This window comes from Microbulbifer mixtoriginis (SeqCode) (assembly GCF_052467705.1).
Genome location: NZ_CP174322.1, coordinates 3,070,780 through 3,084,990, shown reverse-complemented (window position 1 = coordinate 3,084,990; position 14,211 = coordinate 3,070,780). Strand labels below are relative to the sequence as shown.

Genomic DNA, 14,211 nt, shown 5'->3' with positions numbered 1-14,211 from the left:
CCCACTACTAAAGTTCAGGTGAAGAGTTTCGGTAACTCTTCAACCTCCGATGCCTTGTCCATACCACCCTCTCGACTCATCAACCTATCAACCAGAACTTTTATCTTCACTATATTTAGTGGTTTAACAGGTTCTTGATAGATGGCTGCGCTGAGCAGCGATTGGATCTCATGAAGCTCCTCAAAGCCTAACTGGTGCGAAACCTCACTTAAATTATTACCCTCAACTTGTGGCCAGCGTTGCTGAAGCCAGTCGAGTAGGGCCTGTTGAATGTGTCTAGGGTCTTCACTTTCAAGAGCCTTCTTTAGCTTGGCTTCGTGGTGCATTTTTCTTGCTGGCTTGGCGCTCGTTGTGGACTGTTCCAGGCGTTGGGGGCGATATCGATAGAGATAAAAAATCCACAGTAGGTGGGAGGCAAGTGCGGCTATGGCCAGGTTGCGCCAGAAATGATCTTGCTCCTCCAAAGTGGTGGTTCCAGGTACCAATGTGGGGAGATTTCCCGGCTCTTGAGTTTGGGGTGTGGCTGCAGCAGTACCGCTGACTTCAAAGCGGAAGGCGGGGAGCTGGGTGGCGCGCTGTTTTTGGCTCTTGGTATCCCACCAAGTGAGTGTGACGGCGGGTAGCTGATAATTACCGGGCTGGGTGGCGACGATTGCGGTAGTTTCTATGCGGCTACCTGTTACCCCATTTGGGCCTATCTGATCTTCTTGTTGTGGTTGATCTGGGTAGGTTTTAAGGCCTTCAATTTCCAACTTGGGGAGAGGTGGTAGTTGGGCTGCACGCAGACCCTCTGCCCGTATGGTGAGAATACGGGTTATGGGCTCGCCGACAGTGAAGGTATCTGGGTTTTGGCTCCAACTTTGTACGATTCCGAGACTTGCAGCGGGCAGCCAGTGGGCACCGCTGTAGCTGTCAGGCTTGGGAAGGACCTCAATAGTTTTTGCCTGGGAGCGCAATCGTAATCTCTGGCTGTTGCGATTGAACAGTGAGAAAGGATCTCGGCGACCGGCAACCGCAACATAAGTCATTGCCGGGATAGAGAGCTGGCCAGAGCTATCGGGAAAAACGGCATAAGTGAGTTCATATACCGCATGGCTGACACCTCCGAGCTTGCGCTCATAGCGCTGTTCGTCGACTTTTTCTACATGGGCGCCGGCTACTTGTAAAGGTTCGGTGGCGATATCGTGCAGACCGATTGTTGTGTATAGGCGCACCTTAACAAGTAGCTGTTCTTGTACGTAGACTTTATCTTTATCTAATTCGATCTCCAGAAAGGCTTTGCGATCGGCACCGTCGGGTGCACTACCGGCTTCGCTGACTTTTATGGGGATTGCATCAGAAACTTGTCCTTTATAGTGCAGAGAGGGAATAAACAGCTCTCCTTCCCGCTTTGGTGCCAGTGTGAGCGTCCATTCGACGAAGCTTTCCGCACGACCATTAATTACCCGATATTGGTTGGATTGCTGACGGGATAGAATATCGAAATCCGGCTCAAGTAATTCGAAATCGGGTTGGCCGCCATTTTCATCACCTGAGTAGCGCACGCGCAGATTCAGGGTCTCATCAATACCAATTTTATTGCGGTCCACGCTGGCATTGAGGTCGCTGCCCCAACTGCTTGTGGGCAGGCAAAAGAGAGCAAGAAAAAATAGCAGGCAATGAAGTCCTGTAAGGTTTAGTGGCCGAGTAAGTTTATGTTTTCTAAAAAAGCTATCCATAAGCCTTCCTGGGGTTTGGTCACATCTAAAGCCGAAAATAATGTTGTGCATTGTGGGCATCTTTCTACCACCTCTGGGTAGCGCCGTTTTCAGGAGGCTCCCACTCGCCACTGCGATAGGCACGGCGTCTTTGCAGACTTTCGTATTTAAATTTTTCTCGCATTAAGCCGGCGGGGTCATCGGGAATTTGGCGCAGCCATTGGTCAAGAGCCTGCTGGGTTTCTGGGTCTAATTGGCGCTCTTCGGCGCCGGCGGGTTGGGGCTTTCCTTGCTGTTCTTTTTGCTCTTCTTCGCCCTGTTGGCCTTGCTGAGACTGCTGCTCCTGTTCATTTTTCTGTTGCTCAGCATTTTCAGGTTGCTGTTGGTCTGATTGCTCCTGCTCTTGACCGGATTGCTGCTCGGAGGGCTGAGGTTCGCCAGAGGAGGGCTGCTGTTGGCTCTCCTGTTGTTGATTCTGTTGATTTTGCTGTTGGTTGCCGGCCTGCTGCTCCTGTTGTTGGTCCTGCTTATCTTGTTGTTCTTGTTGATCACCGGATTGCTGTTGGTTTTGTTGTTGTTGACGCTCTTGAAGCTCCTTGAGTTTCTCGGCAATTTCCCGATTGTGTTGCGCATCGGAGAATTGCGGGGCTTGGGCCAGAGCCTGGTCATAGGCTTCAATGGCGCGCTCATAGTCGCCCTGTTGCACTAGGCTATTGCCCAGGTTGTATAGGCCTTGCGCATCATTTAATTGGGCAAAGTCTTGCTGAGCAGCGGCATAATCACCGGCGCGATAATTTGCCGTGCCCCGCCATTCCGGGTTGCGGAAAGTTTCGGCGGCTTCGGCAGACTCCCCTTTGTTGAGTAATTCCTGTCCCTGCTGATCTTTGCGTTGCCAGAGGTCTTTCCATTCAAAAGCCTGACCTTCACTCGGTAGGCCCAAGTAAAGGGCGAGGGGCAGGGTGCAGGCGAGAGTGCCACGGCGAAACAGTAGGGCAGCAAAGGGCAGGAGGAGTAAAATCAACAAGGGGCCTTCATCGCGCCATTGGTCGAATTCTCGCTCGGTCAATTCGGCCTGCTCGGGGGTTTCGCTTTGCGGCAACAGGTGTTCTATGTCGGCGTCGTTGACGGTGATCTTGGCGTAACGGCCGCCGCTGCCTCTAGCGAGTTTGCGCAGCTCCCGTGGGTCAAAATTGGCAATCACAATTGCGCCATTACCATCTGTGACGAAGCCGCCGCTATTGCCGCGGGGGATTGGGCTGCCCTCGCCACTGCCGACAGCGAGGATATTGAGTTCAACTCCAGCTTCGGCCAGGGATTTTGCGACGATATCCGCTGCCGCAGGCTCAATGCCGTCTGTAACTGCGAGCAGTTGCCCGCGTCCCGCAGAGCCATCCCTGAGTAGGCGAATGCCGGTCGATACGGCCATCTCAATATTGCTTCCCGGTACTGGCATAATGGCCGGCGATAATGCGGGGACCAGGTTGGCGATGGTGGCGGTATCTTCTGTCAGTGGTGTGACCACATGGGCTTCGCCGGCATAGGCTACCAGGGCGGTCAGGCCATCTTTGCGCTCACGAAGAATGTCCAGAATTTTCAATCTTGCACGGGTGAGGCGGTTGGGGGCGAGATCTGTCGCCATCATAGAGGGAGACAGATCCAATAAAATCACCAGGGCATCTTGATTACTGTAAACCGGTGTCGGCAATTTTCTCCAGGTGGGCCCCGACATAGCGATAATCATGGCGGCGAGTAATGCAAAGATTAGCCCGAATAACCAGGGGCGCTTGGCACCGCCGCGCATTAAAAGGTGCGGTAAAAGATCTGCATCAATCACCTTTTGTAGCTGGGCATTGTTTAGAACGATTTTGCCCAAGCCCCAGCAAATGAGTGCTGCGGGGATTAATAGCCATAGCCAGTACGGGCGGAGAAAATGAAACGATTGGAGTAGCTCAGGGGTGCTCACTATGCCTGGCCTCCGTTGTTAGTGGTTTGTTTATTGTCGTTGCCGGAATATCTGAAATTAGTGGTGAGAGGAGCCACTGCCCAAATAGAAGACAGGAGTAGGGCTACTCCAAGCGGCCATACAAATAGGGACTTCAGTGGGCGGTAGCTTTCTGCTTCCTGCTCCACAGGTTCCAGTTCATCCAATTCCGAATAGATTTCTGCCAGTTCCTGGGGGTTATGAGCGCGGAAATAGCGCCCCCCCGTTGTATCGGCAATCGCCTGCAGGGTTTTGCTGTCGAGATCCCTGGAGGGGTTAATTCTGCGGCTGCCATAGCGGCTGCCCAATAAGCCCGGTTGAACCATTTCTTCGGCACCCACACCGATGGTGTAAACCGTAATGCCCGCTTGCTGTGCAAGTTCGGCGGCTTTCAGTGGGGAGACTTCACCGGCAGTGTTGGCGCCGTCGGTGAGTAGGATTAGCACGCGCTGTTCGGCTGGGCGCTGGGTTAGGCGCTTAACAGAGAGGCCTATAGCATCCCCTATAGCGGTACCCTGGCCGGCGAATCCGATTTGCGCCTCGCGCAATAGGGTCCCTACAGTTTCCCGATCGTAGGTTAGTGGTGCTTGAAGGTAGGCGCGGGTGCCGAATAGCACTAGGCCCAGTCGGTCGCCTTGGCGTCGCTCGACAAAGTCTCCCACTACCTGTTTGACCGCATTAATACGCATTGCTGGGCGCCCGCCAAGGAGCATATCGGGAGTCTCCATACTGCCGGATATGTCTACGGCAACCAATAGATCCCTTGCGCTGCTGGCTTGGGAAATCGGCTCCCCATACCAGCGAGGCCGCGCGGCAGCGCTGATCAGCAGTAACCAAATCAGTGTGAGTAATAATAAATTGAGATAGTTGCTTTGCTCCCCACCACTGCGTTGGGAAAGTTCAGAGTAAAAGGGTACTTTTAAGGCACTGCTCAATGGCTTTGAGCGGGGCATTAGCCACCGCGCGAGTAGTGGCAGTGGGGTGAGCAGGAAAACCCAGGGCCAGGCAAACTCAAACACCGGCATGTTCCTCACTAACTTGTTTTTCAGGTTCCTGCATCGACAGTTGATGCTGCAGGACCCACTGAATAGCGTATTGTTGAAAAGCCTGGCTGCTTTCTGGCTTGGAAGTGCCGCGATAAAGTTGCTCGAGCAATGCTGTCCGTGCCTCATCAGGACACTTCAGAGAAGCGCTCTGTTCTAAAAAACTTAACCATGCACTACCGGTGAGGTTGCCACAGCGGGTTCTGCCATAAGTGGTCACAGCAACACGCTTAAGAATTTCGTTGATCTCCCCGGTGGCCTCAGGTCGGCTTATATCTACCGTATTCAATAAATTAACCGCTTTAACCTTGTAGCGGTTGCGCTCAGTTTGTTTGCGCCGATATCTGATCCATAGGGCAATTCCCAACAGAGATAACATGATTAATAGGGCTAGGAGCCACCAGCCGGGAGCAGGTGGCCACCAGCTTACTGGTGCTGGTTCCTGGATATCGTATAGTTGTGCCAGTAATTCCTGGGCCTCAGGCGAGGGGGGCTGTAGTTGTTGCTGCTTTCTCAGCATAGTTGCCCCTCCGTTGGAATGACTTTGTTGGTAGCGCTAATCGCTCCAATTACATAAAGCCTGCTTGGCGAAAATATAGAGTGCTGTCTATCGCTCACGGCTACTGCCTTTTATTTTTATGCCAACCGTTTTGCTGGCGTGAACCGTAAAAAGACATTAATTCCCCAACAATGGGTTTTGTATTGTCAAAATCCAAAAGCGGAAGTCGGTGCCTCCGGCATAATTGTTCAACATCGGCGCGGGCCTGGGCCTGCTTCTCTGCAAAATGCTCACGCAGGGGGCGGTTGCCTGCGTACAAAAATGTGCGCTGGCGGCCATCAGAAATTGTCAGGGACTGATCGGGTAAATGCTGTTCCAGCGGATCGGTGATTCGCAGTACCTGTAAATCCGCATGTCTCGACAGCAAATATAATGATTGTGAGCAATCCTGATTGAGGTCATGGCAATCACTTATAAGAAAAAGTGCACTGCCGGGGCGAGCGATACGGCGGGCTTCCTCCAGCAGAGTCTGCATGGATTGGCTGCCATTCTCGGCGATAGGGCTCTGTAATTTAGATGCTCTGTCCACCGCGCTGTGAATCATCGCTAATACGGCATGGTGGCTGCGTTTCGGGCGCACTGTATCGATGTCGTTATCCGAGAAGAGCAGGGCACCAATGCGATCGCTATGTTGCAGCCCAGCCCAGCCCAGCGCTGCGGCAATACCGCTCGCTGCTACAGATTTGAAGGCGCGATGGCTGCCAAAAAACATCGGTGAGCGCAAATCGAGCAGGATAACAATGGGTCTCTCCCGCTCCTCTTGATACAACTTGGTGTGGGTAGTGCCGGTGCGGGCGGTAACACGCCAATCAATTGAGCGCACATCATCGCCGGCCTGGTAATCTCGTACCTCTTCGAAATTCATACCTCGCCCACGGTAGCGGGTAAGAAGGCCACCAGCCTGGTCGCTACGTACCAGGCGCGGTTTAAAGAGTTGTAGCTGGCGTGCGACATAGCGCATTTGTACGAGTGAGTTGACTTCCGGATAGGCGCCGCGCAGGTCCAAATCTGATGGAGGTGTTGCTGTGTGCATCAGATAGCCGGCACCTGTTGCAGCAGGCGCTGAATAACCTGGTCGGTAGTGATACCTGCGGCTTCGGCTTCAAAGCTGAGTAGCAAGCGATGGCGTAAAATATCCGGGGCTACATCCATTACATCATCGGGCGTTACAAAATCGCGGCCATCTAACCATGCGCGTGCACGGGCGCAGCGGTCGAGTGCAATTGTTGCCCTTGGGCTTGCACCAAAATCTAGCCATGATGCCAGCTCGCTGTCATACTTCGCCGGCTCGCGCGTAGCAATGACAAGTTGGACAGTATAGGTTTCCACGGCTTCGACCATCTGCATTTCCAGAATCTGGTTGCGAGCCTGAAAAATGGTCTCCTGACTAATGATTTCGGTAGGGCGATTTTCGCCAAGGGTGGCCTCGGATCTGGCCAGGCGCAGGATTTTTGCTTCCGCCTCGGCATCGGGATAGGCAAGATTCACTTGCATGAGGAACCTATCCAGTTGAGCCTCGGGCAGAGGATAAGTCCCCTCTTGCTCAATGGGGTTTTGAGTGGCCATCACTAAAAATAATTGCGGCAGCGGATAGGTTTTTCGACCCACACTAATTTGTCGCTCAGCCATAGCCTCAAGCAGTGCCGACTGTACTTTGGCCGGCGCGCGGTTTATCTCATCCGCCAGGATCAAGTTGTGAAATACTGGTCCCGGTTGAAAATGGAACTCTCCGGTTTCCGGCCGGTAAATGTCGGTACCGGTAATATCGGCCGGCAGTAAGTCTGGCGTGAATTGAACTCGATGGAAGTCACCCTCAATAGCTTCGCCCAGTGTTTTAATCGCCTTGGTTTTGGCCAGGCCTGGCGCCCCCTCGACAAGCAGGTGTCCATCGGCAAGCAGAGCAATAAGAATGCGATTAACCAGCGTTTCCTGGCCTATGATCTGCTCTTTAAGCCAGTCGCCCAGTGCGATGATGTGATCTCTGTTATTCCGGTTTGCTTCCATAGCGTCTCTTCTTCTACAAATGTACCCGCCCTATTCATTCGGGTGGCTATCTACCATCTTTTATATATAGTCGCCGCCAAAGCGGTGGGGCCTGTTGATTTTAACGGCACCAGAGGAAGAGGCAACCACCGCGCCCGAGCCCACTTTTTAGGCGACATTTTTTCGGTGGCACCAGTGCCACTTACAAGGTTACGTGAAAGTTTAATTTTTAGGACTCGTCCCTGCAGCACTTCAGGGATGAGATGACGATCTTTTCGGATCTACAGTCATTGGATTCGATGTGACAAAAATGAGATTGGGAGGTTCCCCGTGAATATGGCGACGGTGATTACCGAAAGCCGTGAAGAATTGGTAGCACAGATTTGTGAGCTGATTCGCGACAAGTTGGCATCTGATGCAGAACCAGTAGTGGCTTTTGCGCAGCAGTTCCTGCACCAGTACCCGCTGGAAGACCTGCAGGGCCGACGCCTGGTAGATATCTACGGTTGTATCTACACCTGGTGGAACTTTATCCAACAACGCTCTGACGGCCTGCCCAAGGTGCGCATCTTCAATCCACGCCTGGAAGACGATGGCTGGGAATGCTCGCACACTGTTATTGGGCTATTGGTGCGAGATATGCCTTTCCTGGTGGACTCGGTGCGTATGGAGGTCAACCAGAGAAACACGGTTATTCATTCCATTAAGAGTACGGTGTTAAAACTAGAGCGCAGTGCCAGTGGTAAATTAAAACATCTACTGCCTCCGCGGGATGAAATTCCAAACCTATCTTTCGACCATGTTACGGCCAAGGATCATAAGCCCGCCAAGGGATCGAAGCTGGTCAGTGAGGCCCTCATTTATATTGAGGTCAACCATGACACTTCCGCCAAGTTTGCCTCGGAACTCAGTGCGGCGCTAAAAGATGTTCTAGGTGATGTAGAGCTGGTAGTGGATGATTATGCGCCGATGCTCGAGACCTGTGGGGGTATGGAAGGGCAGCTGAAAGCCGGGGTTTCGGAGGACGACACCAATCTTCTCGAGGCCTGTGCGTTTCTGCAGTGGATGCGCGATGGCAACTTTACCTTCCTTGGCTACCGGGAATACGAGTTCAGTCAGGTTGATGACAAGAAAATTCTCAGTGAGGTGGAAGATCGCCGCCTGGGTATTTTCAAAAAACTGGAAGAGTCTGCTGCACCAATGCTTGAAGCCGCCTTTAGCGAGGGTAAGCAGCGCTTTTACCAGGGCCCGAACTATCTGACTTTTGCCAAATCCTCAGTGAAATCCCGTGTGCATCGCAGCGCCTACTCAGATTATGTGATGATCAAACGTTACAACGCCGAGGGTGAGGTAATTGGAGAGTCGGCATTTATGGGGCTATACACTTCCCCTGTGTATACGGAAAGCCCAGCCAAAATTCCGATTATCCGACGTAAGATGGCCTCCATTATTGAGTCCAGTGGCCTTTCCGGTTATGGCCACGATGGCAAGGCGTTGCGCCGTATTTTGGATACCTTCCCCCGCGATGAATTGTTCCAAAGTAGTAGTCAGGACCTGTTTAAAGTGGTGATGGGAGTGCTCAGTTTGAATGAGCGCGCTCATGTTCGCCTGTTTATGCGCAGAGACCTTTTTGGAAAATTTGTTACGGCCACCGTGTATGTGCCGAGAGATCAATTCAACAGTAACGTACGTGAGTTGATCTGCTCCCATATTTCCAAGGCAATTAAAGCCAAAGAATCGGACTTTACGACTTATTTTTCTGAATCCATTCTCGCGCGTGTGCATTTTGTATTCCGCATCTCGCCCGATGAACCTGTCGATATAGATGTAGCGCTGTTGGAGGCGCAGATTGTGGATATTACCCGTTCCTGGGAAGACGTTTTTCAAAGATCCTTAGTTGAAAGCAGTGGAGAGGAAGAGGGTAATCGACTTTTCCGTATCTTTGGTCGTGCCTTTCCCGCTGGTTACCGTGAGGATTTTGAGCCGCGTATCGCTGTACAGGATGTGGCAGCAATCCAGAATCTCAACGAAAACAACCGGGTGGCCATGAGTTTCTACCAGCCGGTAGGTGCGGCCCAGGGCAGTTTGCGCTTTAAGGTATTTAACTGGGGTAGCGGCTTAACCCTCTCCGATGTGATCCCAGTATTGGAAAATCTCGGTCTTAGGGTTATGGGGGAGTTCCCATATACCATTCGCCCTTGTGGCAGTAGTGATGTATGGATGCATGAGTTCCACCTGGAGTTTGGCCTTCCAACAAAAGTTGATGCCCAAGCATCGCGCGGGCTGTTCCAGGATGCATTCGCTGCTATTTGGAATCACACTGCGGAAAGTGATGCCTTTAACCGCCTGGTGCTGGCGGCTCGCCTGAATTGGCGAGAGGTTTCTATGTTGCGTGCCTACGCCCGCTATTTGAAACAAACAAAATCTAGCGCTAGCCAGAGCTTTATTGCTGCGACTTTGGCCAATCAAGTTGAAATTACCCGCAACCTAGTGGCTTTGTTCCGCGCATTGTTTGACCCGCGTCTTAGCAGTGGCAAGCAGGAGCAAACACGAGTTGAGCGATTAATCGCTAAGATTCATGACGGTTTGGATGCTGTTGAAAACCTCAACGAAGACTTGGTGCTGCGTCGTTATCTCGAATTGATCTTGGCTACTTTGCGGACCAACTTCTTCCAAGCGGGTGCTGACGGACAGCCTAAAGACTACATCTCTATTAAATTCAGCCCGCGGGATATTCCCGGTATTCCCGAACCTCGCCCGGAATTTGAAATCTTCGTTTACTCTCCCAGAGTGGAAGGTGTTCACCTGCGCGGTAGTAAGGTGGCCCGCGGTGGCTTGCGTTGGTCCGATCGTTTAGAAGATTTCCGCACCGAGGTGTTGGGGCTGGTAAAGGCCCAGGCTGTAAAAAATGCCGTGATTGTTCCCAGTGGGGCCAAGGGCGGTTTTGTTGTGCGGCGTCCTCCGGTGGATGGCAGTCGTGAAGCCATGCTGGAAGAGGGCATTTCCTGTTATAAAACCTTTATTCGCGGTTTACTAGATATCACCGACAACCTGAAAAATGGTGAGATAGTAGCGCCTAAGCAAGTGGTGCGCAGGGATGAGGATGACCCCTACCTGGTAGTGGCTGCAGATAAAGGAACTGCGACATTTTCCGATATCGCCAATGGTATTGCTGAGGACTATGGTTTTTGGCTGGGGGATGCCTTTGCCTCAGGTGGTAGTCAGGGTTACGACCACAAGAAGATGGGAATCACCGCACGCGGTGCCTGGGTATCTGTACAGAGGCACTTCCGCGAGATGGGGGTGGATGTTCAGAAAGAGGACTTCTCTGTCATCGGTATTGGCGACATGGGTGGGGATGTCTTTGGCAACGGTATGTTGCTATCTGAGCATATTCAGTTGAAGGCTGCCTTCAACCACATGCATATTTTTATTGACCCAAGCCCTGATGCAGCGGCTAGCTTTGAAGAACGCAAGCGCCTGTTTGAGCTGCCTCGCTCCAGCTGGAGGGATTACGATCGCACTCTCATTTCCAAGGGGGGTGGTGTTTTTGAGCGCCGGGTGAAGGCCATTAGCATCACACCTGAGATGAAAGAAGCCTTCGATATCAAAGAAGACCGACTCACGCCAAACGAATTAATCAGTGCACTACTGCGTGCGCCGGTTGATTTAATCTGGAATGGTGGCATCGGTACTTATGTGAAAGCCGGGACTGAATCCGACAGTGAGGTGGGTGACAAATCCAACGACCACCTGCGGGTTAATGGTGCTGAGTTGCGTGCCAAAGTTTTTGGTGAGGGTGGCAACCTTGGAATGACCCAACAGGGACGTATCGAATTTGCCCTCAATGGCGGCCGCTGTAACACCGACTTTATCGATAACGCGGCAGGAGTGGACTGTTCCGACCATGAGGTGAATATTAAGATTCTCCTCGATAAAGTGGTTGCTAACGGTGACTTGACCGAGAAACAGCGCAATGAGCTGCTGCATGGTATGACAGACTCCGTGAGTGATCTGGTGCTGCACAATAACTATGATCAAACTCGTGCATTGAGTGTGGCGGAATACCAGGTTTCCAAACGCCTTGACGAATACCGCCGCACTATTAATACCCTGGAAGATGACGGTCGACTGAATCGGGCTCTGGAGTTTATCCCCGATAACGAGCAGATTTCCGATCGGGTACATAAGGGGCAGACCCTGACCCGGCCGGAACTTTCCGTTTTGATTTCTTATGTGAAGGTGAAGTTAAAAGAGGAGCTTCAAGAGGCGGAAATCACGGATAACCCCCGGGTGCGTGAAGCCGCGGAATCCGCTTTTCCTTCGGCATTGGTTGAGCGCTACAAGGGCCAGGTTTACGAGCACCCCCTTCTGCGCCAGATCGTTTCCACCCAGGTGGCCAACGAAATGGTGAACAGCATGGGAATCACCTTCTACAACCGCATCAGCACGGCAACAGGCGCGGACGTCAATGATGTCGCGGCGGCTTATATCAGTGCCCGCGATGTTTATAAGATGGTGGAATTCCAGCAGCAACTGGCTGAATTGGACTACAAAGTACCGGCCGAGCTGCAGACCGAGTTGCTCAACTCCATGATCGGTCGGGTCCGCCGTGCCACCCGCTGGTTCCTGCGCAATCGTCGCAGTGATCTGGAGCCTGGGCAAAACTGCGCACTGTTCCAGTCTCAGGTGCAGAGGGTGATCAAGGCCCTGCCGAAAGTCCTGAGTGGTGGTCCGCTGGGTGAGTGGGAACAGCGCTACCAAAAATTATTAGAGGCGGGGCTGCCAGAGGAGATTGCCCTGCTATCAGCATCCCCGACCTACCTTTATTCGGCACTGGGCATTTCCGAATCTGCTTATGCCAGTGACCGCCCTGTAGAAGAGGTGGCCAAAGTCTATTTCAGCCTCTCTGACGAGTTGAATCTACACTGGTTTGGCAATTTGATTGTCGATCTACCGGTGGACAGCTTCTGGCAAGCCCAGGCACGCGAAACGAGTATGGATGACTTAGACAGCCAGCTCGCCACCCTGGCAGTGAATATCCTGCGCCTTGCCACCGTGGAGAAATTGGACGTAGATAGTGCAATGTTGCGCTGGGGCGCTATTATGGCGCCGGCTATTCAGCGTTGGCACAACATGATTGCCGAGCTGAAGGCAGCTGCCGTCGGTGATTTTGCGATGTTTACAGTAGCGCTGCGCGAGTTGATGTACCTTGCCCACGCAACTGCAGACCGCGAAACCCTGGCTGAGTAGGCCGAAGTGAGTTCGGGAAATAGCGCTAGGGAGTTAGTTCTCCTTGGCGCTATTTCACGGGTGGCAATGAAATTCTATCTCCGTTCGTTGACTCCTGGCGGACGGGTTCAGTCCCCACGTAAGGAAAGGTATGTATTCAACTCTGCGTAAAGCTCTGTTTGCGCTCGATCCCGAGCGGGCCCACCACCTCTCTCTGGATGCAATTGGTGCCGTTGAGCGCCTTGGCCTGATGTCTTTTTTCAAACAGGCAGTCGCTCACGACCCGGTAGAGCTGATGGGGTTGACTCTACCTAACCCTGTTGGTCTGGCTGCAGGACTGGATAAGAATGCCCAGGCTTTTAACGGTTTGGGTGCTTTGGGTTTCGGTTTTGTTGAAGTTGGCACCGTGACCCCACGCCCACAGCCGGGCAACCCGTTGCCACGACTGTTCCGTGTGGAAGAGGCGGGTGCCATTATCAACCGTATGGGGTTTAACAACCTGGGAGTTGATTACTTAATCGACAGAGTGAAGCACCGCCGTTACAGGGGTGTTTTGGGAATCAATGTTGGTAAAAACTTCGACACTCCGGTAGAAAAGGCGGCGGATGATTACCGGCTCTGTATGGAAAAGGTGTATCCCTATGCGGATTACATCACCGCCAATGTTTCTTCGCCGAACACCAAGGGGCTGCGGGACCTGCAGTTTGGTGAGAGCCTCAACAGGCTGCTGGGAAGTATCAAGGAGAAGCAGGCGGAACTGGCCCAAAAGAGCGACCGCTACGTGCCCGTTGCGGTAAAAATCGCGCCAGACATCGAAGGGGATGCCATAGAGCAGATCGCTGAGGCTCTTTGCGAATACGGTATTGATGGCGTCATAGCCACTAATACCACCATTGATAAGTCATCTGTGGCTAATCTGCCCCATGGTAACGAGCAGGGTGGGCTGAGTGGTAAGCCTCTACAGCACCGCTCCACTGAGGTTATTGCGCAGCTGTCGAAGGCTCTGGACAAGCAGGTCCCTATTATTGGTGTTGGTGGAATCTTCGACGGTGACAGTGCAGCAGAAAAAATTCGCGCAGGGGCAACTGCCGTACAGGTTTATACCGGGTTTATATACCGGGGACCGCAGCTTGTTCGCGAAGCGGTGGAGTCTATAGCTATGGAGCGTCGTCGCTCAGCTGGTGAATAGCGCCAGTATTGCCTGGTCCTATAAAACTAGATTGAGATGTTGAATTCATCTTTATCGTCGAACGGGTTCAGAGGGGTGCAGGTGCAGCCTGGTGGTGGTCGTGTAAAAGGTGCAGGTGAACCTGCACCTTTCCCGCAGGCTAAATAGTACTCCAGCCGTCTGGATATTGAATATCGGTGGAAATGGCGCCATAGATTTCCAGTTTTTGCGCCTTGGTAGTCCTGTCAAAGCCATTCCAGTAATCTTCCCGCCCTTCACGCCAGCCGTTTACCCACTCCTGGTGTGGGTCATTTTCGACAAAGGGACAGCTATCTATAGACTTATTGTTCAGGGCTGCCAAATACCCTTTGTAGAAAGCCCTGTCGGCGTGATTGCGTTTTTGGCGTTTCATCTATACGGCACCTCTGCTTGTAGATTTACGAACTGCGGCGCAGTCCGTTGGATGCTTATTACGGTTTTGTTGCATCGACAATTAAAGCTTAGCGAAACTTTTGCGCGGGCAGTTGTGTGACTCCTATCGCTTCCCA

At 52.5% G+C, this 14,211-nt stretch carries 9 protein-coding genes; 2 read left to right on the top strand and 7 right to left on the bottom strand.

The genetic code is table 11. From position 1 onward, the window contains the following. Window positions 1-14: 14 nt before the first annotated feature. The 6 genes from ACJJIB_RS13435 to ACJJIB_RS13410 form a co-directional block, all read right to left on the bottom strand. Entirely contained in the window at window positions 15-1,718 is a 1,704-nt protein-coding gene (locus ACJJIB_RS13435; RefSeq protein WP_444886431.1) for a BatD family protein, read from the bottom strand. A gap of 64 nt (window positions 1,719-1,782) precedes the next feature. Then, complete coding sequence (locus ACJJIB_RS13430) at window positions 1,783-3,660, bottom strand: VWA domain-containing protein (protein WP_444886430.1); 1,878 nt, start codon at window positions 3,658-3,660, stop codon at window positions 1,783-1,785. Then, window positions 3,660-4,697, bottom strand: coding sequence for a vWA domain-containing protein (locus tag ACJJIB_RS13425; protein WP_444886429.1), 1,038 nt, complete (start codon window positions 4,695-4,697; stop codon window positions 3,660-3,662). Before ACJJIB_RS13425 ends, ACJJIB_RS13430 begins: the two co-directional genes overlap by 1 nt. Further along, complete coding sequence (locus tag ACJJIB_RS13420; protein ID WP_444886428.1) at window positions 4,690-5,241, bottom strand: DUF4381 domain-containing protein; 552 nt, start codon at window positions 5,239-5,241, stop codon at window positions 4,690-4,692. Before ACJJIB_RS13420 ends, ACJJIB_RS13425 begins: the two co-directional genes overlap by 8 nt. A 100-nt stretch (window positions 5,242-5,341) precedes the next feature. Next, window positions 5,342-6,313: a DUF58 domain-containing protein gene (locus ACJJIB_RS13415; protein ID WP_252081977.1), complete on the bottom strand. Its 972-nt coding sequence runs from the start codon at window positions 6,311-6,313 to the stop codon at window positions 5,342-5,344. Then, a complete protein-coding gene (locus tag ACJJIB_RS13410; RefSeq protein ID WP_444884591.1) occupies window positions 6,313-7,284 on the bottom strand; it encodes an AAA family ATPase in 972 nt (323 codons plus the stop codon). The genes ACJJIB_RS13415 and ACJJIB_RS13410 overlap by 1 nt, the downstream gene beginning before the upstream one ends. A 315-nt stretch (window positions 7,285-7,599) precedes the next feature. On the opposite strand from ACJJIB_RS13410, the gene ACJJIB_RS13405 reads away from it, so the two are divergent. Both ACJJIB_RS13405 and ACJJIB_RS13400 read left to right on the top strand, forming a co-directional pair. Continuing rightward, window positions 7,600-12,516, top strand: coding sequence for an NAD-glutamate dehydrogenase (locus tag ACJJIB_RS13405; protein ID WP_444888931.1), 4,917 nt, complete (start codon window positions 7,600-7,602; stop codon window positions 12,514-12,516). 130 nt (window positions 12,517-12,646) lie between these two features. After that, window positions 12,647-13,684, top strand: a complete 1,038-nt coding sequence (locus ACJJIB_RS13400; protein ID WP_444886427.1) for a quinone-dependent dihydroorotate dehydrogenase — start codon at window positions 12,647-12,649, stop codon at window positions 13,682-13,684. A gap of 139 nt (window positions 13,685-13,823) precedes the next feature. Here the strand turns inward: ACJJIB_RS13400 and rmf are convergent, their stop codons facing one another. Next, window positions 13,824-14,075: a ribosome modulation factor gene (gene rmf / locus ACJJIB_RS13395; RefSeq protein ID WP_444884593.1), complete on the bottom strand. Its 252-nt coding sequence runs from the start codon at window positions 14,073-14,075 to the stop codon at window positions 13,824-13,826. Window positions 14,076-14,211: the final 136 nt, after the last annotated feature.